General features: G+C 69.3%; 17 protein-coding genes. 9 read left to right on the top strand and 8 right to left on the bottom strand.

What is annotated here, in order from left to right; translation table 11 throughout:
- Positions 1 to 203 precede the first annotated feature (203 nt).
- Positions 204 to 1,334, bottom strand: a complete 1,131-nt coding sequence (gene dnaN, locus AB0E77_RS22895; RefSeq protein ID WP_161163705.1) for a DNA polymerase III subunit beta — start codon at positions 1,332 to 1,334, stop codon at positions 204 to 206.
- A gap of 1,052 nt (positions 1,335 to 2,386) precedes the next feature.
- Complete coding sequence (gene dnaA, locus AB0E77_RS22900) at positions 2,387 to 4,372, bottom strand: chromosomal replication initiator protein DnaA (protein ID WP_361573468.1); 1,986 nt, start codon at positions 4,370 to 4,372, stop codon at positions 2,387 to 2,389.
- A gap of 376 nt (positions 4,373 to 4,748) precedes the next feature.
- On the opposite strand from dnaA, the gene rpmH reads away from it, so the two are divergent.
- The 9 genes from rpmH to AB0E77_RS22945 all read left to right on the top strand — a co-directional run bounded on the left by rpmH (position 4,749) and on the right by AB0E77_RS22945 (position 11,813).
- Positions 4,749 to 4,886, top strand: coding sequence for a 50S ribosomal protein L34 (gene rpmH / locus AB0E77_RS22905; RefSeq protein WP_003956500.1), 138 nt, complete (start codon positions 4,749 to 4,751; stop codon positions 4,884 to 4,886).
- A 21-nt stretch (positions 4,887 to 4,907) separates the two neighbouring features.
- Positions 4,908 to 5,279, top strand: a complete 372-nt coding sequence (gene rnpA, locus AB0E77_RS22910; RefSeq protein WP_077798181.1) for a ribonuclease P protein component — start codon at positions 4,908 to 4,910, stop codon at positions 5,277 to 5,279.
- Complete coding sequence (gene yidD / locus AB0E77_RS22915) at positions 5,276 to 5,650, top strand: membrane protein insertion efficiency factor YidD (protein ID WP_361573470.1); 375 nt, start codon at positions 5,276 to 5,278, stop codon at positions 5,648 to 5,650. Before rnpA ends, yidD begins: the two co-directional genes overlap by 4 nt.
- Before the next feature lie 3 nt (positions 5,651 to 5,653).
- Entirely contained in the window at positions 5,654 to 6,934 is a 1,281-nt protein-coding gene (gene yidC, locus AB0E77_RS22920) for a membrane protein insertase YidC (RefSeq protein ID WP_361573472.1), read from the top strand.
- Between the two features lie 15 nt (positions 6,935 to 6,949).
- Positions 6,950 to 7,462, top strand: a complete 513-nt coding sequence (locus AB0E77_RS22925) for a R3H domain-containing nucleic acid-binding protein (protein WP_361573474.1) — start codon at positions 6,950 to 6,952, stop codon at positions 7,460 to 7,462.
- A gap of 124 nt (positions 7,463 to 7,586) precedes the next feature.
- On the top strand, positions 7,587 to 8,306 hold the full coding sequence (rsmG, locus tag AB0E77_RS22930) for a 16S rRNA (guanine(527)-N(7))-methyltransferase RsmG (protein ID WP_189230177.1): 720 nt from the start codon (positions 7,587 to 7,589) through the stop codon (positions 8,304 to 8,306).
- 391 nt (positions 8,307 to 8,697) lie between these two features.
- Complete coding sequence (locus AB0E77_RS22935; protein ID WP_361573594.1) at positions 8,698 to 9,771, top strand: ParA family protein; 1,074 nt, start codon at positions 8,698 to 8,700, stop codon at positions 9,769 to 9,771.
- Positions 9,768 to 10,868 carry a ParB/RepB/Spo0J family partition protein gene (locus tag AB0E77_RS22940; protein ID WP_361573476.1) on the top strand — a complete coding sequence of 367 codons (1,101 nt, stop codon included), beginning with the start codon at positions 9,768 to 9,770 and terminating at the stop codon, positions 10,866 to 10,868. The genes AB0E77_RS22935 and AB0E77_RS22940 overlap by 4 nt, the downstream gene beginning before the upstream one ends.
- A gap of 327 nt (positions 10,869 to 11,195) precedes the next feature.
- Positions 11,196 to 11,813 (top strand): GNAT family N-acetyltransferase, encoded by a 618-nt coding sequence (locus tag AB0E77_RS22945; RefSeq protein ID WP_361573478.1) that lies wholly within the window; start codon positions 11,196 to 11,198, stop codon positions 11,811 to 11,813.
- Between the two features lie 115 nt (positions 11,814 to 11,928).
- On the opposite strand, the gene trxA is transcribed toward AB0E77_RS22945, so the two are convergent.
- From trxA to murJ, 6 genes are all read right to left on the bottom strand, one after another.
- On the bottom strand, positions 11,929 to 12,261 hold the full coding sequence (trxA, locus tag AB0E77_RS22950) for a thioredoxin (protein ID WP_121748009.1): 333 nt from the start codon (positions 12,259 to 12,261) through the stop codon (positions 11,929 to 11,931).
- A 39-nt stretch (positions 12,262 to 12,300) separates the two neighbouring features.
- Positions 12,301 to 13,269: a thioredoxin-disulfide reductase gene (trxB, locus tag AB0E77_RS22955; RefSeq protein ID WP_361573480.1), complete on the bottom strand. Its 969-nt coding sequence runs from the start codon at positions 13,267 to 13,269 to the stop codon at positions 12,301 to 12,303.
- Positions 13,270 to 13,408: 139 nt separating this feature from the next.
- Complete coding sequence (locus AB0E77_RS22960) at positions 13,409 to 14,293, bottom strand: zf-HC2 domain-containing protein (RefSeq protein ID WP_361573596.1); 885 nt, start codon at positions 14,291 to 14,293, stop codon at positions 13,409 to 13,411.
- A 17-nt stretch (positions 14,294 to 14,310) separates the two neighbouring features.
- Positions 14,311 to 15,036: an RNA polymerase sigma factor SigM gene (sigM, locus tag AB0E77_RS22965; protein WP_361573481.1), complete on the bottom strand. Its 726-nt coding sequence runs from the start codon at positions 15,034 to 15,036 to the stop codon at positions 14,311 to 14,313.
- Positions 15,037 to 15,063: 27 nt separating this feature from the next.
- Entirely contained in the window at positions 15,064 to 16,761 is a 1,698-nt protein-coding gene (locus AB0E77_RS22970; RefSeq protein WP_361573483.1) for a protein kinase family protein, read from the bottom strand.
- A gap of 140 nt (positions 16,762 to 16,901) precedes the next feature.
- The gene (gene murJ / locus AB0E77_RS22975) at positions 16,902 to 19,256 is read right to left on the bottom strand and encodes a murein biosynthesis integral membrane protein MurJ (protein ID WP_361573485.1); all 2,355 of its coding nucleotides are present in this window, start codon (positions 19,254 to 19,256) and stop codon (positions 16,902 to 16,904) included.
- Positions 19,257 to 19,281: the final 25 nt, after the last annotated feature.

The raw sequence follows: 19,281 nt of genomic DNA on the forward strand, positions 1-19,281 counted from the left end.
GCGTTCCTTAGGTCTGCGAGGTGGCGTGGCGGCACGCCCGCACTCGGCGGATGCGTGCCGCGGCACTTTCGTACCCACGTACGACCCTAAACCCGGACCCCCATGCACAGCTGTGGGCATACGCGCTCATACGTACGCCCTCACCTGGGGCTTTGTCCTCAGCCTGTGGACAGTGGATGAGACAGCGGACGACCGGGACGGCCTCAGCCGCTCAGCCGCACCGGCATGATCAGGTACTTGTAGGCCTCGTCCGCCTCGGCGTCCACCGCGGGCCTGCCGCTGAGCAGCGCGGGCTTCGTGGACGTCGTGAACGACAGCTGGGCCACCGGCGAGTCGATCGCGCTCAGACCGTCGAGCAGGAACGTCGGGTTGAAGGCGATCGAGATGTCGTCGCCCTCGAGCTGGGCGTCCACCCTTTCCACAGCCTGTGCGTCGTCGCTGGAGCCGGCCTCCAGGATGAGCACGCCCTGCTCGAAGCTGAGCCGCACCGGGGTGTTGCGCTCGGCGACCAGGGCCACGCGCTTGACGGCCTCCACGAAGGGGGCGGTCTCGATCACGGCGACGCTGTTGAACTCCGTCGGGAAGAGCGTCTTGTACTTCGGGAGGTCGCCCTCCAGCAGACGCGTCGTCGTCCGGCGGCCCGCGCCCTCGAAACCGATCAGGCCCTCACCCGCACCCGACCCGGACAGCGCCAGGATCACCTGGTCGCCGCTGGTCAGCGCCTTGGCGGTGTCCAGCAGCGTCTTGGCGGGCACCAGGGCGACCGCGGAGGTCTCCGGGTTCTCCGGCTTCCACAGGAACTCGCGGACCGCGAAGCGGTAGCGGTCGGTGGAGGCCAGCGTCACCGTGTCGCCCTCGATCTCGATGCGCACACCGGTGAGGACGGGCAGCGTGTCGTCGCGTCCTGCGGCGATGGCGACCTGCTGCACGGCCGCCGAGAAGACCTCGCCGGGGACGGTGCCCGTGGCGTTCGGCATCTGCGGCAGGGCGGGGTACTCCTCCACAGGCAGGGTGTGGAGGGTGAAGCGCGAGGAGCCGCAGACCACCGTCGCCCGTACACCGTCTGTGGAGATCTCCACCGGCCGGTTGGGCAGGGCGCGGGAGATGTCGGCGAGCAGCCGGCCGGAGACGAGGACCGTGCCCTCCTCCTCGACCTCCGCCTCCACGGACACCCGCGCGGAGACCTCGTAGTCGAAGCTGGACAGGCTCAGCTGCCCCTCCTCGGCCTTCAGCAGCAGGCCCGCGAGGACCGGCGCCGGCGGACGGGCCGGGAGGCTGCGGGCCGCCCAGGCCACGGCCTCCGCGAGTACGTCGCGTTCCACCCGGATCTTCACTGTTGCCGCCTCCTGCTGTTGCCGGCGCTTCTCGCCCTGCTTCGCCTTCGTCGTCTGACCCGGTGTCGTCGGCCCCGCCGAGGGGCAGAACACCGGGGACCAGTCTGACGCACCGCACTGACAGTAGGTGCCCTTCGGGGTCAAGTCGCGACGAGGGACGGTCGGGCCCGGGAGAGCGAGTTGTGCACAGGTCCCGCTTCGAAACGATTCCCGCTCTCTCTCTAGTCGGGAGTAGTAGTAGGGCCTGTGGATACCGTGGATAACCGCGTTTGTGCAGGTCAGAGCAGGAATTTTATCCACGGAGCCTGTGGGCGGAGCCGGTGGACAACCGGGCGTCTCTGTGGAGAACAGAAAGTTCTGCACACGCCGTGCACAGGCAGGGGCGACTTCTCCCCAACGCCGTCCCCAGGTTTACCCGCCTTTCCCACAGCCCAATCCGGCACCTTGATGTGACGCCTTTCACTCGTGCCGGTGAGGGGGCGCCTCGGGTTGCCGAACAGTGGACAGGGATGTGGAGAAGCGGGTGATCGCTGGGGACAACCGGCCTCAGCCTGTGGGTTGCCCGTGGACAACTTGACGTACGGGCTGGGGGTCTTTCCGTTGTCCACAGGCTGTGGAGATCTTTTGTCCACGGATCCACAGGCGGCTGACCTGCCCTGATCATTCCTCAGCATCCCAGCCTGTGGACAGGATCGGGACAACTTCCCGGTCCCCAAGCTGTGGAGGGGAAAAAGTCACCGAATCTGTGGAGGGAGGCCGTAACCCGGCAGGTATTCGAACAGCGGAGGAGCGGAGCGGGGGCGGGGCGAGAGCGGGGTGGAGCCGGTGCGGGGGTGGCGCGGGGGTGGCGGGGGGGAGCGTTCCGGCGCATCCAGGAGGCCTCAGCCGCACCCTCAGCCTCTTCCTGGGCCGTTTCGTGGCCGTTTCCCGGGTCGCGTCCCGGGTTGGCTTGCCGGGTTGCGTCTCGGGTTGGCTTGCCGGGCGTGAAAAGGCGCCCCAGGACTCTCCAGGGGCGCCTTCAGGACGCGTTCCGGCCCGCGCCGGCGGCCGCGTCAGCCGTTCTTGATGCGGTTGGTCAGCTCCGTCACCTGGTTGTAGATGGAGCGGCGCTCGGCCATCAGATTGCGGATCTTGCGGTCGGCGTGCATCACCGTGGTGTGGTCGCGGCCGCCGAACAGCGCGCCGATCTTCGGCAGGGAGAGGTCCGTCAGCTCGCGGCACAGGTACATGGCGATCTGGCGGGCCGTCACCAGCGCGCGCCCGCGCGAGGTGCCGCACAGGTCCTCGACGGTGAGGCCGAAGTAGTCGGCGGTGGCCCCCATGATGGCCGTGGACGTGATCTCGGGGGCGGAGTCCTCGCCGCCGGGGATCAGGTCCTTGAGGACGATCTCGGTCAGACCCAGGTCCACCGGCTGCCGGTTGAGGGACGCGAAGGCCGTGACCCGGATCAGCGCGCCTTCCAGCTCTCGGATGTTGCGCGAGATGCGGGAGGCGATGAACTCCAGCACCTCCGGCGGGGCGTTGAGCTGCTCCTGCACCGCCTTCTTGCGCAGGATCGCGATGCGCGTCTCGAGCTCGGGCGGCTGCACGTCGGTGGTCAGGCCCCACTCGAAACGGTTCCGCAGCCGGTCCTCCAGCGTCACCAGCTGCCGGGGCGGCCGGTCGGAGGACAGGACGATCTGCTTGTTGGCGTTGTGGAGCGTGTTGAAGGTGTGGAAGAACTCCTCCTGCGTCGACTCCTTGTCCGCGAGGAACTGGATGTCGTCGACGAGCAGGATGTCCATCTCGCGGTAGCGCTTGCGGAAACTGTCGCCCTTGCCGTCGCGGATGGAGTTGATGAACTCGTTGGTGAACTCCTCCGAGCTCACGTAGCGCACACGGGTGCCGGGGTAGAGGCTGCGCGCGTAGTGCCCGATCGCGTGGAGGAGATGGGTCTTGCCGAGGCCGGACTCCCCGTAGATGAAGAGGGGGTTGTACGCCTTGGCGGGTGCCTCGGCGACGGCGACGGCCGCCGCGTGGGCGAAGCGGTTGGAGGCGCCGATGACGAAGGTGTCGAAGAGGTACTTCGGGTTCAGTCGTGCGGTCGGTTCGCCGGGGCCGGTGGCCGGCGCGGGCTGTGCGGCCAGCGGCCCGGGGGCGCCGGTGGCGGGTCCGGGCCCGACGGGGCCGCCGCGGTGGACGTGACCGGAGCCGGGGGGCGGCTCGGGCAGGTCGCGCCGGGTACCGCGCTGGTCGTAGTCGCCGCGCGGCTGGTCGTAGTCGGGGCGCTGCGCGTCGTACGGGGGGCGTTCCGGTGACTGCGGGCGGCGGTCCTGGGGGCGCCGGTCCTGCGGGTACGCGTCCTGGGGGTACGACTCCTGGCCGTAGGAGTCCTGGGAGTAGGAGTCCTGCGGGTAGCCGTCCTGCGGGGGTGAGGAATAGCCGTCCTGGGCTGGCGGGCCGTACGAGTCCTGCTGCGGTGAGGCGTACGGATCGCGTTCCGGGAAGCCGAGGCGCTGCTGCTGCCAGCCGTAGTCGTCCTGCTGGGACGGGCGGGGCCAGGCGCCGGGCTCGGGACGCTGGTACTCCTGCGGGTAGGCGGGGCGCGCGGTGGGGAGTTGGTCGGCGCGGTGGCGGCCGTATCCCTCGTAGTCGTCGCGGTTGTGGGGCGTCGGGCCGCCCTGGCCCGTTCCGCCTGCTCCCTGGCCCGGGGCGGGGAGCTCGGGCTCCTCGTAGCGCGGCTGGGGGCGTGCGGGGGGCGCCGGCGGCGCGGGGGTCTCGCCCGCGGTCTCGTCGACGGTGATGGCGATGCGGATGGGGCGGCCGCACTCCCGGCTCAGCGTCTCGCTGACGACGGGGGCGAGCCGGCCTTCGAGCACGCCCTTGGCGAATTCGTTGGGTACGGCGAGCAGCGCGGTGTCGGCGACCAGCGCCAGGGGCTGGCAGCGGCGGATCCAGTGCTCGTCCTTCGACTCGACCCCCTGTCCGCGGTTCTCCCCGAGGAGCTGCTCCAGTACGCGTGGCCACACTGCGGCAAGATCGGCAGGTACGTCAGCCACAGGGCACGCTCTCTCACGAGTCCCTCGAAGGTGTGATTCGGGGACGGGTCGGGATGAAACTCGGGTGGGGCAGGGATAAGGGAACGAATCGGAGTTCAGTCACGGTAGTCAGCGCGACGGGTAGGGTTCAAGTCGTTGTCCCCAGCCTGTGGACAAGTGTGCCTTGGTCATCTCTGGTTTGACCGAATGGCGCAGTCTCACGTACCGTAACCAGGTCGAGTTGTCGATGGCTGCTGCCGCCTGCCTCCGATGGGCACAGGTCACGTCCAAGGTGATCGAAAAGCGGTGCACTCGGGCGTGACGCGAGCTACTCGTGGGCGCACGGTGACAGCCAGGACGGCACCCCGCCAACCCCGATTCTTTCTGGAGCCCCCGAGTGAGCAAGCGCACCTTCCAGCCGAACAACCGTCGTCGCGCGAAGACCCACGGCTTCCGGCTGCGTATGCGCACCCGTGCCGGCCGCGCGATTCTCGCGTCCCGCCGCAGCAAGGGTCGCGCCCGTCTGTCCGCCTGATCCCGGTCAGGTCATGACGTCGTGCTGCCCACCGAGAACCGGCTGAGGCGGCGCGAGGACTTCGCGACCGCGGTACGACGAGGCCGCCGGGCCGGCCGTCCGGCCCTCGTCGTCCACCTTCGAAGCGGTGCCACGGACCCGCACGCGCCTGGGGAGAGCGCTCCCCCGACACGTGCGGGTTTCGTCGTGAGCAAGGCCGTGGGTGGTGCGGTGGTCCGCAACAAGGTGAAGCGCAGGCTTCGCCATCTGATGCGGGACCGGATCGACCTGTTTCCCCCCGGTAGCCTGGTAGTCGTACGAGCGCTGCCCGGTGCGGGTGACGCCGACCATGCACAGCTGGCCCGAGACCTGGACGCCGCCCTGAAGCGGCTACTGGGAGGGGGCGCGCGATGAAGTACCCGCTGCTGGCTCTGATCAAGCTGTACCAGTGGACGATCAGTCCTCTGCTGGGGCCGGTCTGCAAGTACTACCCGTCGTGTTCCCACTACGGCTACACGGCCATCGACCGGCACGGTGCCATCAAGGGAACGGCACTCACCGCCTGGCGCATTCTGCGGTGCAATCCGTGGTCGCTGGGCGGGGTGGACCATGTTCCGCCGCGCAAGCGCCCGCGGTGGCACGAAATGCTGCGTGACGCCTGGCGTGCACGCAGGGGCGGGCCCTCCGCCGCCGAACCGGCCATCGAAGGACAGGCTTCTCCCACGAGTCCGTCCCGTCCTTCGAGCCCGGCCGCAGAGACCCAGTCCCATGCCCAAGGAGCATGATTAGTGGACACGATTGCCAGCCTCTTCAGCTTCATCACGACACCTGTCTCCTGGGTCATCGTCCAGTTCCACAGCGTGTACGGCGCCATCTTCGGCCCTGACACGGGATGGGCCTGGGGCCTGTCCATCGTGTCCCTGGTGATTCTGATCCGCATCTGCCTGATCCCGCTCTTCGTGAAGCAGATCAAGTCGACGCGCGCGATGCAGACGCTCCAGCCGGAGATGAAGAAGATCCAGGAGCGCTACAAGAACGACAAGCAGCGTCAGTCCGAAGAGATGATGAAGCTGTACAAGGAGACGGGTACCAACCCGCTCTCCTCGTGCCTTCCCATCCTGGCGCAGTCCCCGTTCTTCTTCGCCCTGTACCACGTGCTCAACGGCATCGCGACGGGCGACACCATCGGTGTCATCAACGAGCGCCTGCTGGAGAGCGCGCAGAAGGCCCACATCTTCGGTGCCCCGCTCGCGGCGAAGTTCACCGACAGCGCGTCCAAGGTGGAATCCCTCGGATCCTCCATCACCGACGTTCGTGTGGTCACCGCCATCATGATCATCCTGATGTCGGCGTCGCAGTTCTTCACCCAGCGCCAGCTGATGACCAAGAACGTCGACACGACGGTGAAGACGCCGTTCATGCAGCAGCAGAAGATGCTGATGTACGTCTTCCCGGTCATGTTCGCCGTCTTCGGCATCAACTTCCCGGTCGGTGTCCTCGTCTACTGGCTGACCACCAACGTGTGGACCATGGGCCAGCAGATGTACGTCATCCGCAACAACCCGACCCCGGGTTCCAAGGCCCAGGCCGCCTACCTGGAGCGCCTGCACAAGCACGTCACCGAGCACGGCAAGACGCGCGGACGTGGTGAGAAGGCCATCGTCAAGGCGATCGTCGCCAAGGGACGGGACCGCAACGAGTTCGAGCGCAAGTTCATCAACGGTCTGAACAAGGCGGGCCTCGCGGCTCAGCCCGACGGCACCGTGGTGAAGAGCGACGCCGCTGTCGCCGCGCAGACCGAGGACGGTGCTCCCGTCACGACGGGCACACCGAAGCGTCAGCAGCCCAAGCGGCAGAGCAAGTCCCAGCGGCAGTCGACGAAGGCGGCCGGCGAGGCCGAGCCGAAGACCTCGCTCAGCAAGTCCGACGAGCCGGAGGGTGCCAAGCAGGGCACCCAGTCCGCCGCAGCCAAGAAGTCCGCTCAGAAGCCCGGCAGCGGTGGTCGCAGCAAGGCCCAGTCCGGACAGCGCAAGGGCCCGCAGCGGCCCAAGTCCCCGTCGAAGAAGTAAGAAGGAGTCCATCCCGTGACGGAAGGCACCACCTCCGCCGCTGCCGAGGGTGCAGACACCCTGACTCGCCTCGAGCAGGAGGGCGAGATCGCCGCGGACTACCTGGAGGGTCTGCTCGACATCGCCGACCTGGACGGCGACATCGACATGGACGTCGAGGCCGACCGTGCCTCTGTCTCGATCATCAGCGACACGAACAGCCGTGATCTCCAGAAGCTGGTCGGCCGGGACGGTGAGGTGCTGGAGGCTCTGCAGGAGCTGACGCGTCTGGCCGTGCACCGGGAGACCGGGGACCGCAGCCGGCTGATGCTCGACATCGCGGGCTACCGGGCCCGGAAGCGCGCCGAGCTCTCCGAGCTGGGCGCGAAGGCCGCAGCCGAGGCCAAGAGCAGCGGCGAGGCCGTGCGGCTGCAGCCGATGACGCCGTTCGAGCGCAAGGTCGTGCACGACGCGGTCAAGGCCGCAGGGCTGCGCAGCGAGTCCGAGGGCGAGGAGCCGCAGCGCTTCGTCGTCGTACTTCCCGCCTGATCGGTTCCCACGTTCTCCGGCCCCGTCTGTTGCGCAGGCGGGGCCGAATTTTGTCAGCCTGATAGTTCTGGTGGTTCTGGCATCGGCGCCCGGGCGCCGATGCGGTACGGAAGGACGGTCCCCCGTGACGGAGGCAGCGGAGCTTCCCCCTGTGCCCGAGCAGGCACGTGAGGTGTTCGGTGATCGCTACGCGGACGCGGTCCGCTATGCGGAGCTGCTCGCCGAGGCGGGAGTGCAGCGGGGCCTGATCGGTCCCCGTGAGGTCCCGCGCCTGTGGGAGCGGCACCTGCTGAACTGTGCGGTGCTCTCGGAGGTCGTGCCCGAGGGAGTGACGGTGTGCGACGTCGGCTCGGGCGCCGGACTGCCCGGGATTCCGCTGGCGCTGGTCCGGGACGATCTGAAGATCACGCTTCTGGAGCCGCTGCTGCGGCGCACCAACTTCCTGACCGAGGTGGTGGAGCTGCTGGGCCTGGATCATGTGACCGTGGTGCGGGGCCGGGCCGAGGAGGTCATGGGCAAGGTTCCGCCCGTGCACGTGGTGACAGCCCGTGCCGTCGCGCCGCTGGACCGCCTGGCCACCTGGGGTATTCCGCTGCTGCGCCCCTACGGCGAGATGCTCGCCCTCAAGGGCGACACGGCGGAGGAAGAGCTCAAGGCCGCGGCCACGGCGTTGAGCAAGCTCGGTGCGGTGGAGACGTCGATCCTGCATGTGGGTGAGGGCGTCGTGGATCCCCAGTCCACGGTGGTGCGCGTCGAGGTCGGCGAGAGCCCTGGCGGAGTGCGCTTCGCCGCGAAGCGGGCCAAGGCGGCCCGGACGGGACGGGCACGCCGGCGGCGTGGATGAGGGCGGCGCTCTGACGACGCTGCCCTGAGGGGCGCGGTTCTGGGGGCAGTGCCCTGAGGGCGGTGCTCCGATAGCAGTGCCCCTCAGGGCGGTGCTCCGAGGGTGCTCCGTACTCCACACAAGCCTCCCCGCCTGTGCGTGCCGGAGTGTCGCGATGGATCGCCCTCGGGTGCTGTGCATCGTGTTTCACGTGAAACGTCGCTCACTGTTGCACGGCATCATCAGCCGCGGTCGCGCCGCGGCCGAACCTCGCGACCGGAGGCCTCTCGGTTCTCTCGCGGAGGATCCGGACTCTCCCGAGGATCCGACCCTCTTGCGGGCTAGGGAGTTGTCCACAGAGGTGGATTTCTCCACAGAACGTCAGGCCTCACTGGTTCACCACCCCGAAGGCATGGGAGGCTCTGTTCATTGCGAGCCTGAAGTCGAGGAGAGTGAATCCTTGCGGTCCGACGCCAACATCGCGGGACCGATGACCGATCCGGTCCCCGGTCCCCGCGCCGAGTCGATGGGGGCGGATGTTTCACGTGAAACACCGCCTCCGATGGACGACACGCCGATCGGTCGAGCGGCCCAACTGGCGGTGGAGGCTCTGGGCCGAGCCGGTGAGGGGCTGCCGCGGCCCGAGCAGACCCGCGTGATCGTGGTCGCCAATCAGAAGGGCGGCGTCGGCAAGACGACGACGACCGTCAACCTCGCCGCGTCGCTGGCGCTGCACGGGGCCCGTGTGCTGGTCGTCGACCTCGATCCGCAGGGCAATGCCTCCACCGCGCTGGGCATCGATCACCACGCCGAGGTTCCGTCCATCTATGACGTGCTGGTCGAGAGCCGGCCGCTCTCCGAGGTCGTCCAGCCGGTTCCCGACGTCGAGGGCCTCTTCTGTGCCCCCGCCACCATCGACCTCGCCGGCGCGGAGATCGAGCTGGTCTCCTTGGTGGCGCGGGAGAGCCGGCTGGAGCGGGCGATCCAGGCGTATGAGCAGCCGCTGGACTACATCCTCATCGATTGCCCGCCTTCCCTTGGTCTGCTGACGGTCAACGCACTCGTCGCGGGCCAGGAGGTGCTGATCCCGATCCAGTGCGAGTACTACGCGCTGGAGGGGCTGGGGCAGCTCCTTCGGAACGTCGACCTGGTGCGAGGGCATCTCAACCCCACCCTGCATGTGTCGACGATCCTGCTCACCATGTACGACGGCCGCACACGGCTGGCGTCGCAGGTCGCGGACGAGGTGCGCAGCCACTTCGGCGAAGAGGTCCTGCGGACGAGTATCCCGCGTTCCGTCCGTATCTCGGAGGCCCCGAGTTATGGGCAGACGGTGCTGACCTACGATCCAGGATCGAGTGGAGCCCTCTCCTACCTGGAGGCGGCACGCGAGATCGCGCTGAGGGGCGTGGGGGTCAACTACGACCCGGCCCAGGCTCATATCGGCGCACAGAATGACCCGAACATGGTGGAGGGGATCCAGTGAGTGAGCGACGAAGGGGGTTGGGCCGTGGTCTTGGCGCACTGATTCCCGCAGCCCCGACCGAGAAGTCGGTGGCCTCGGCCGCCCTGGGGAACGCGGCGTCCGCGTCCTCTTCCTCGGTGCCTGGGCTGTCCGGCGACCGGGGAGTGGCGGCTGCGAAGGTGGCCACGCTGACCTCTGTTTCACGTGAAACAGAAGAGTCGGCGCCGAGTGCCGTGGCGGGACTGCCCGAGCCTCCCCTGGGGGCTCACTTCGCGGAAGTGCCCCTGGACTCGATCACTCCGAACCCGCGGCAGCCTCGCAAGGTGTTCGACGAGGACGCTCTCGCGGAGCTGGTGACGTCGATCAAGGAGGTCGGTCTCCTTCAGCCGGTCGTCGTCCGGCAGACGGGGCCCGGCCGCTACGAGCTCATCATGGGTGAGCGGCGTCTCCGCGCCAGCCGCGAAGCAGGGCTGGAGGCCATTCCGGCGATCGTGCGGGCCACGGAGGACGAGCAGCTCCTCCTGGACGCGCTGCTGGAGAACCTGCACCGCGCCCAGCTGAACCCGCTGGAAGAGGCCTTCGCCTACGACCAGCTCCTGAAGGACTTCAACTGCACGCACGACCAGCTGGCGGACCGCATCGGCCGGTCCCGCCCGCAGGTGTCCAACACGCTGCGTCTGCTGAAGCTCTCCCCGAAGGTGCAGAACCGTGTGGCCGCCGGAGTGCTTTCCGCCGGGCATGCCCGGGCGTTGCTCTCCGTCGAGGACTCGGAGGAGCAGGAGCGGTTGGCTCACCGGATCGTGGCGGAGGGGCTCTCGGTGCGGGCGGTCGAGGAGATCGTGACGCTGATGGGTTCGAGGCCGCAGAAGCCGCAGCGGGCCAAGGGGCCGCGGGCGGGTGCTCTCGTCTCTCCGGCGCTGTCTGAGCTGGCGACCCGGCTCTCGGACCGCTTCGAGACACGGGTGAAGGTCGACCTGGGGCAGAAGAAGGGGAAGATCACCGTGGAGTTCGCCTCCATGGAAGACCTCGAGCGCATTCTTGGAAGCCTCGCTCCCGGCGAGGGCCCCGTGCTGCAGAAGGGCCTCGCGGCCGGAGAGGACGAGGAAACCGAGTCCTGACCTTCGGGCAGGTGGAGCACTTGAGGGTGCTCTGGTTGCCGAGGGGCGGGCTGTGTCCGGTGCTACCGGAACACGGCTCGCCCTTTGCTTTTCCGTCGGTGCCCACGTCCTCCATCGTGGATACGATGCCTACGAGACGGCGCAATCACCCGGCAGCACCTCTGAGAGGCAGGCAGGGGCCATGCGAACGATCAGCCGCACCGGACTGGTGAGCGCGGGACTGGGGCTGGGCGCGGCCGGTGGATTCATCGGCAGCCTGCTCAGGGAACGGAGTGCTCTCACAGCCGCCCGCCATGCGACGGGCGAAGGAAGCGAGGAACAGCGTTCATGGGGCGTCGGCTCGTACCGCTCACGCTGGACAACCTTCAAGATCTCCCCCAGCGCTGTCGTTCGTGCGTCTTCTGGGAGCTCGACCCCGTCAGCGGCGAAGCCGCGGTAGCCGGGGGGACCTCCGAGACGGAGAAGGAGGCATGGATCTCCGCGGTCCTATTGGACTGGGGGTCCTGCGGTCGGGTGGTCTACGTCGACGACGTACCGGTGGGCTTCATGCTCTATGCCCCTCCCGCCTATGTGCCGCGCTCGGCGGCGTTTCCCACCAGTCCCGTCGCTCCGGATGCGGTGCAGTTGATGACGGCCTTCGTGCTGCCGGGGTACCAGGGGCAGGGGCTGGGACGGGTGATGGTGCAGACGGTCGCCAAGGATCTGCTGCGGCGAGGCTTCAAGGCGATCGAGGCCTTCGGGGATGCCCGCTGGAAGGAGCCCGCGTGTGTGCTGCCGGCGGATCATCTGCTGGCCGTGGGCTTCAAGACGGTACGGCCGCATCCCTACCATCCGCGGCTGAGACTGGAGCTGCGGTCCACGCTGTCCTGGAAGGAAGACGTGGAGATGGCGCTGGACCGGCTGCTCGGAGCCGTACAGAAGGAGCCGGTGCTGCGGCCGCTGTGATGATGCCGAGGTCTGGAGGCCTCGCAGCACCTCAAGCGCACTGAAGCACCTCAAGCGCTGCAAGCCGAAGGGGCCGGCCCAGACGGGTCGGCCCCTTCGTGTTTCACGTGAAACATCAGTCGGCGATGAAGTCCTCGAGGTCGCGGACGATCGCGGCCTTGGGCTTGGCGCCGACGATGGTCTTGGCGACCTCGCCACCCTGGTACACGTTCAGCGTGGGGATGGACATGACGCCGTACTTGGCGGCCGTGCCCGGGTTCTCGTCGATGTTCAGCTTGACGATCTCGATCTTGTCGCCGTACTCGGCAGCGATCGCCTCGAGGGACGGCGCGATCTGGCGGCACGGTCCGCACCAGGCGGCCCAGAAGTCCACCAGCACGGGCTTGTCGTTCTTGAGGACGTCCTGCTCGAAGGAGTCGTCGGTCACTTGCTTCAGGGTGCCGGCCACGGCGGGCTCCTTAACTGGTTGGTGCGGGGAGGGTGGGGATCAGACAGTGGTCTTCTCGGGCTCGGCCTTGTCCTCGTCGGTGAGCGCGGCGAGGAAGCGCTCGGCGTCGAGAGCGGCGGAGCAGCCGGTGCCGGCAGCGGTGATCGCCTGCCGGTAGGTGTGGTCGACCACGTCACCGGCGCCGAAGACACCGGTCAGGTTGGTGCGGGTCGACGGGGCGTCGACCTTCAGGTAGCCCTCCGGGTCCAGGTCGAGCTGGCCCTTGAAGAGCTCGGTGCGCGGGTCGTGACCGATGGCGATGAACAGGCCGGTCACCGCCAGGTCCGAGAGCTCGCCGGTCTTGATGTTGCGCAGCTTCAGGCCCGCCAGCTTCTGGTCGCCCTGGATCTCGGCGACCTCGCTGTCCCAGACGAACGAGATCTTCGGGTCGGCGAAGGCGCGCTCCTGCATCGCCTTGGAGGCACGCAGGGTGTCGCGACGGTGGACGATCGTCACGGACCTGGCGAACCGGGAGAGGAACGTGGCCTCCTCCATCGCGGTGTCACCGCCGCCGATCACGGCGATGTCCTGGTCCTTGAAGAAGAAGCCGTCGCAGGTCGCGCACCAGGAGACGCCGCGGCCGGACAGGGCGTCCTCGTTGGGCAGACCGAGCTTGCGGTGCTGGGAGCCGGTGGTGACGATGACGGCCTTCGCCCGGTGGACGGTGCCCGCGGTGTCGGTGACGGTCTTGATCTCGCCGGCGAGGTCGACGGCGACGACATCGTCCGGGATGAGCTCGGCGCCGAAGCGCTCGGCCTGGGCGCGCATGTTGTCCATGAGCTCGGGGCCCATGATGCCGTCCTGGAAGCCCGGGAAGTTCTCCACCTCGGTGGTGTTCATCAGCGCACCACCCGCGGTGACGGCGCCCTCGAACACCAGCGGCTTCAGCGACGCGCGCGCGGTGTAGAGCGCCGCCGTGTAGCCGGCGGGCCCGGAGCCGATGATGATCACGTTTCGGACGTCGCTCACGGCTTCATTCCTCGTCTCTGGACTGCGTCTTCAGGTCCGGGTGGAGCTTCGGTCGGAGCTCTCATCCCACCCAACGGATCCTAAGGGGCGCGCATTCCCGCTGTGTCGGGGCACACGGCGGACGACGAGGAAGGGCGGCTCAGGGCTGCGTGTAGGTGTGCTGCAGCAGCACGGTGGCCTTGCCGACGGCGGGCTGGTCCACACAGGCCGAGTCGACGATGTAGGCGGTGACCCGGCTGCCGTTGAGGGTGTCCGGCAGCACCACGAGCAGTGCTTCCCTGCCCTTGTAGACGCCCTCCTCCGTGGCGAGCGCGGCGTCGTCGCGGCCGATGGCCTTCTGGACGCACTCGGGAACGATCGTCGGCTGGGTGAGGACGTGGTTCTCCGTCTCGGACTGCGTGCCGAAGCTGTGCGGCGTTCGCGGCCCGCTCCGCGTGTCCTGCCCGTCGCCGCCGACGAGCTCGGTGACCTGCTGCTGCAGCTTGGCCTCGGAGAAGGTGTCCACGGGCGCGGTCTGCTGTTTGTGGGCCGCCGTGTCGTCGGCCGGGCTGCCTCCAGTCACGGACGCCACGATGACGGACCCGATCCCCAGGGCGGCTGCCGCGGCCACGGCGCCGAGGGCGGCGATCCTGCGCCGTCCGGTGCGCCTGCGGTCCTTGCGGCCCGGGCCCGTGGTGGAGGTGCGGGCACGGCCGGAGGGACGGTCGGTCGCGCATGTTTCACGTGAAACATGCGTGCCGTCGTGGCCCTCGTCCTCGGCGGACGCATCCGGTGCTGCCGGAGCTGCCGCGTTCAGCAGTGCTTCGGCGGCGAGGGCGGCGTCGATGCGTTCCGCCACGTCGTCGGGCATCCGCTGGGGCCCCGGCAGGGTTCCGAGCAGGCCCTGGATCTCCTCCAGCGATGCGTAGACGTCCGCGCAGGGCTCGCAGGTCTCCAGGTGCCGCCGTACGTCCGTGGTCCGTGCGGGGGGGAGCAGGCCTTCGGCGAGGTCGGAGATCTCGGCGACGTCCGGATGCCCGGCCATGTCTGTCGTCGACGACGTCACGCTCGTCCACCTCCGCCCTTCACTGCGGCTGAATCGCTCTGGCCTGCTGCCGGCGGGCCCGTCCGGTGCGGTCCCGCTGCGGGTGGGACGGATGCGCCTCGCGTCCGGTTCCCCTCGGGGCCGGGCTTCTCGTCGTCACCGCTGCCGTCCGGGCGCAGATGGGTGAGGAGCGGCAGCAGCCTGGCTCTGCCACGGGCACACCGGCTCTTGACCGTGCCGACGGGCACGTCGAGGATCCGTGCCGCCTCGGCGACGGGGTAACCCTGCATGTCGACGAGGACGAGGGCCGCCCGCTGATCGGCCGGGAGCGTTCCCAGAGCCTCGACGAGCTGGCGGTGCAGGTCGTGGCGCTCGGCGGGGGCCGAGGCGGACTCGTGCGGCTCCAGCAGCTGCTCCAGGCGTTCCGCGTCGTCGACCGGCGCGGTCTTGCGGGAGGCGGCCTTACGGGCCCGGTCCAGGCAGGCGTTCACGGTGATCCTGTGCAGCCACGTCGTGACGGCCGCCTGGCCGCGGAAGGTGTGCGCGGCACGGTAGGCGGAGACGAGTGCGTCCTGGACGGCGTCAGCGGCCTCCTCACGGTCCCCCAGAGTGCGCAGGGCTACCGCCCAGAGCCGGTCCCGATGCCGCCGCACAAGCTCACCGAAGGCATCGGGATCGCCCTCGACGTGGCGGGCGAGCAACTCTTGATCGGTGGGCCCCTCACCCCTCGTGCCGTCCGCCATCGCACCCTCTCCTCGCGGCAGATGCCGTCAGCTGGTCACCTTGACGTCCGCCAGCCTGCCGCGCCACTCCCCGGTGTCCGCCTGCTTGGGCAGATCGGTGAGCCACACCAGCAGATACCGGCTCTGGAAGGCTTTGGAGGGCTTGAGCTCCACTGTGGTTCCGGAGCCCTCGGCGACCTTGCCGTAGTCGTCGAACGACGTCGGCTCCTCGGTGGCGTCCGCACTCGCGCTGCGCAGTTCGACGGACGTATTTCCGACGAAGGTGACCGTCACCTTCCCGACCTGCTGGACCTTGCCGAGGTCCACGATGACGCCGACCCCCGACTTGAGGCGGCCGAAGTCGGAACTGAGGTAGTAGTCCGTCTGCCAGTACGTGGAGGGGCTGCCGTCGTAGACGTTCTCTATCTCGGACGGCTTCTCGGACTGGTCGCCGAAGGGGTCGAAGTCCCGGGCGGCGCTGATGCTGATGGGCTTGCCGGACGCCGGAATCTTCGGGCTCTTGTCGTCGCCGTCCGTCGTCTGGGTCTGGTTCTGGTCGTCGGCCTTGCCGCCCCGTTCCATGAGCGCGTCGGCCAACTGCCAGCTGCCGAGGCCGAGCGCGGCGATCAGCAGGGCGGAGACGGTCCACTTCAGCGCCTTGCCGGTACGGCTCTGCAGCGGCGGCGGAGGCGTCGGCACCGGCTGGGTGACGCCGGGGTGCGGTGCCGGACGGCCGTACGTGCCCTGCTGGTACGACGTGCGCTGATAGGCGGGTGGAGCGGTGAACGTCGGCTCCGGCGGGCGGATGCGGGGCATCTCACCGATCGCCTTGACCAGTTCCTCCGGCGTAGTGCACGGTGCCTCGTGGCGCGAGGCGGTGGCGCCGTCGTTGACGAGCGCCCGCATGGCGAGCTCGGACAGACCGCGGTGGACGCCGGCGCGTACCTGGTCCGGCGGGATCAGGCCGATGTCCTTGGGCAGCCCCGCCATGCCGTGGGCGTCGCTCTCGTACGGCCAGCGCTGGGTGAGCGTGGCGTACAGCAGGGCGCCGATGGCCTCGGTGTCGGTGCGCTGCGGGGTGTCGGAACTGATCCCGCGCAGGGCGGCGCTGACGGCCAGTCCGCGGATCCGCCACTGGCCCGTCGACGTACGCAGCACGGCGTTGGGGTTCAGGCGCAGGTGCGCGAGGCCCTCGCGGTGTGCCGCGGCCATCGCGGACGCGACCTGACTCACCATCTGGTAGGCGTCGTACGCGTCGAGCGGGCCCGCGGCGAGGAGCGCGGTCAGTTCGGTCGCGTCGGGGAGCCATTCGTGGACGACGTAGACGAGGTCGTTGTCCTCGACGGCGTCCAGTACCTGGACGAAACGCGGATCGCCGAGCAGCGCGGCGGAGCGTGCGGCGGCCAGTACGGAACGGGCCCGCGCGTGGTCCGCCGGCAGGACGTGGACCCCGACGGCACGGCGGAGTTTCTCGTCGACGGCCCGCCAGCTGCTGAAGCCGTCCAGACGGGTGACGCATTCCTCGAGGCGGTAGCGTCTGGCGAGCTTGTGCCCGCTGTGCAGTTCGGGAGGCGAGGCCTTGCCGGAATCCTCGCTCGTGGGGCTCCCCTGTGCCTCGTCGCTGTCCGTGTCCCGCTCCCGGTTGTTGGCCGGTCCGTCGGCCGTGGACTGGTCCGCCTCTGCGGTCAGCGGCTTGTCACCGCTGTTGTCTGCCACGTCGACGGCAGCTGTGCTCCGTTCCGCCACCGTCGTTCCTGCCTCCCCATTCGATGCACGCCGACCGACTCCCGATGCGCGCAGCCCGACGCCGAACCCAATTGTGCCCACAGTCCGCCGCTATGCACGACACACAGCGGCGGACGATGGTTGTGCGCCTACCCCCGGTCTCAGCGTCCCAGGCGTCCGCGCACCATACCGACCAATGAGTTGACCTCTTCGATCCGCATCTTTCGGGCGGCGACGAAGAAGACACCGAACAGGATCGCCGCACCGGCCAGCAGAGCGGCGAGGGATCCCACGACGCCTTGGCCGAGGCTGTGGCCGATCCCGTAGCAGGCGGCGCCGCTGAGCAGGGCGGCCGGGACGGAGGCGATGCACAGCCGGGCGTACGTGCGCAGCACCCGGGCGCCGTCCAGGTCCCCGCCGAGTCGCTTGCGCAGCCTGCGCCAGGCGACGCCGACGCCGATCGCGTAGGCCAGGCCGTAGGCGGCGGCCATGCCGACCACCGCCCAGCGGGCGGGCAGCAGGACGTAACACAGACCGGACGCGGCGGCGTTGAACGCGGCCACGATGACCGTGTTGTAGAAGGGCGTCCGGGTGTCCTCGTAGGCGTAGAAGGCGCGCAGGACGACGTACTGCACCGAGTAGGGGATGAGGCCGAGGCCGAATGCCATCAGCATGTAGCCCATGTTGGTGGCCTCGCTGGTGCCCGAGGAGCCGAACATCAGCGTGCACATCGGGATGCCGAGCGAGACGAACCCGAAGGACACGGGCACGATGGCGACGGCCGTCGTGCGCAGGCCCTGGGAGATGTCGTCCCGGACCGCGCCGGCGTCGTCCTCGGAGGCCGAGCGCGAGATGCGCGGCAGCAGGGCGGCCATCAGGGAGACCGTGATGATCGCCTGCGGCAGTCCCCAGATCAGCTGCGCGTTGGCGTAGGCGGCGAAGCCGGTGCCGTCGACGGGGGACGCCGTGCCCGCGGCCGTGGAGAGCTGGATGACGATCATGGCGCCCGCCTGGTTGGCGAGGACGAACAGGACCGTCCACTTGGCGAGGGTGACGGCCTTGCCGAGTCCGTGGCCCCGCCAGTCGAAGCGCAGCCGCAGCCGGAAGCCCGTCTCACGCAGATACGGGATCATCGCCAGGGACTGCACGACCAGGCCCAGCAGCACGCCGATGCCGAGCAGGCGCTGGCCCTCGGGCGGGATGCTGGTGACCTTCATGCCGGAGGTCTCCGCGGTCCCGTAGACCCAGATGAACATGCCCAGGGTCACGATGATGACGATGTTGTTCAGGACCGGGGTCCACATCATCGCGCCGAACCGGCCGCGGGCGTTGAGGATCTGCCCCATCACCACGTGCAGGCCCATGAAGAAGATCGAGGGCAGGAAATAGCGGACGAAGGTGACGCCGACGTCGTTCGCGGCCGGATTGCTGGCGACGGGGTTGGACAGGACCCGGATCAGGAGCGGGGCGGCGAAGACGGTGATCGCGGTGAGCGCGCCGAGCGCCACCATGACCAGGGTCAGCAGACGGTTGGCGAAGGCCTCGCCGCCGTCCTCGTCGTCCTTCATGGCCCGTACCAGCTGGGGCACGAAGACCGAGTTGAGGCCGCCGCCGACGGTGAGGATGTAGATCATGGTCGGCAGCTGGTAGGCGACCTGGAAGGTGTCGCCGAGCAGGCCCACGCCGAGCGCCGAGACGATCAGCGCCGAGCGGATGAAGCCGGTCAGCCGGGACACCATCGTGCCCGCCGCCATCACGGCGCTGGACTTCAGCAGTCCGCCCGCACGGCCGCCCTTCTTGGGAGCGGCCGCCGGTGGCGCGGCGGGGCCGCCGGCTTCCTGGACCGGCGCCTCGGCCGCCTCCGGGGCGGGGGCCGCCGCGTACTGGCCCGGCGCGGGCGCCGCGTACTGCCCGGGCGCCGGAGCGGCACCGCCGTACGGACCGGGGCCCTGGGAGCCGCGGTACTCGTCCGGCCCGGGCGTCGCGCCGTACTGCCCGGGAGCGGGCACGGGCGAGGGAACCTGGGACTGGTCGTCGTAGGAGGGGTGACCGCCGCCCTGCTGCTGGTCGCGGAACAGATGGGCGAAGGCGTCCGGCTCGTGCCGCTGCTCGCCGGCCTGGGTTACCAGGTCGTCGACACCGACGAACTGGGTCGTGCGCGGGTCGTCGCCGTACGGCAGGTACTGGGTGGGGCCCTCCGGCTCGGGGGCCGGGGTCTGGGCCCAGACGCGCGGGTCGGGGGCGTACGGCGACTGCGACGGCGGGCCGTACAGCTGCTGCTGCGGCGGGTACGTACCCGGGGGCGGCGGGGGGTGCGCGGCGCGGTCGTAGAGCGCCTCGGAGACCGGGTCCTGGGCGGAGAGGTCCTGCGCCCGGTAGGGATCCTGGTCGTAGGCGTCCTGGAGGTACATGTCCGCGGGCGGCTGCGGCGTCTGGCCGTGGTCGGGCACGGGACCCTCGGGGTGGCCCGAGCCGTCCACGGCCTGACCGCGGTCACCGTCGTACGGCGCGTTCATGGTTACCCCACCTCATCGTCCCGGG

The sequence above is a fragment of the Streptomyces sp. NPDC032940 genome (assembly GCF_040636935.1).
Taxonomy (GTDB): domain Bacteria; phylum Actinomycetota; class Actinomycetes; order Streptomycetales; family Streptomycetaceae; genus Streptomyces.

Bases quoted from the DNA above. Each gene is read 5' to 3' on its own strand.
- AB0E77_RS22935 (WP_361573594.1), top strand. From the start codon at position 8,698: ATGGGAGGCTCTGTTCATTGCGAGCCTGAAGTCGAGGAGAGTGAATCC.
- murJ (WP_361573485.1), bottom strand. From the start codon at position 19,256: ATGAACGCGCCGTACGACGGTGACCGCGGTCAGGCCGTGGACGGCTCG.
- yidD (WP_361573470.1), top strand. From the start codon at position 5,276: ATGAAGTACCCGCTGCTGGCTCTGATCAAGCTGTACCAGTGGACGATC.
- AB0E77_RS22945 (WP_361573478.1), top strand. From the start codon at position 11,196: ATGGGGCGTCGGCTCGTACCGCTCACGCTGGACAACCTTCAAGATCTC.
- AB0E77_RS22960 (WP_361573596.1), bottom strand. From the start codon at position 14,293: ATGGCCGGGCATCCGGACGTCGCCGAGATCTCCGACCTCGCCGAAGGC.
- sigM (WP_361573481.1), bottom strand. From the start codon at position 15,036: ATGGCGGACGGCACGAGGGGTGAGGGGCCCACCGATCAAGAGTTGCTC.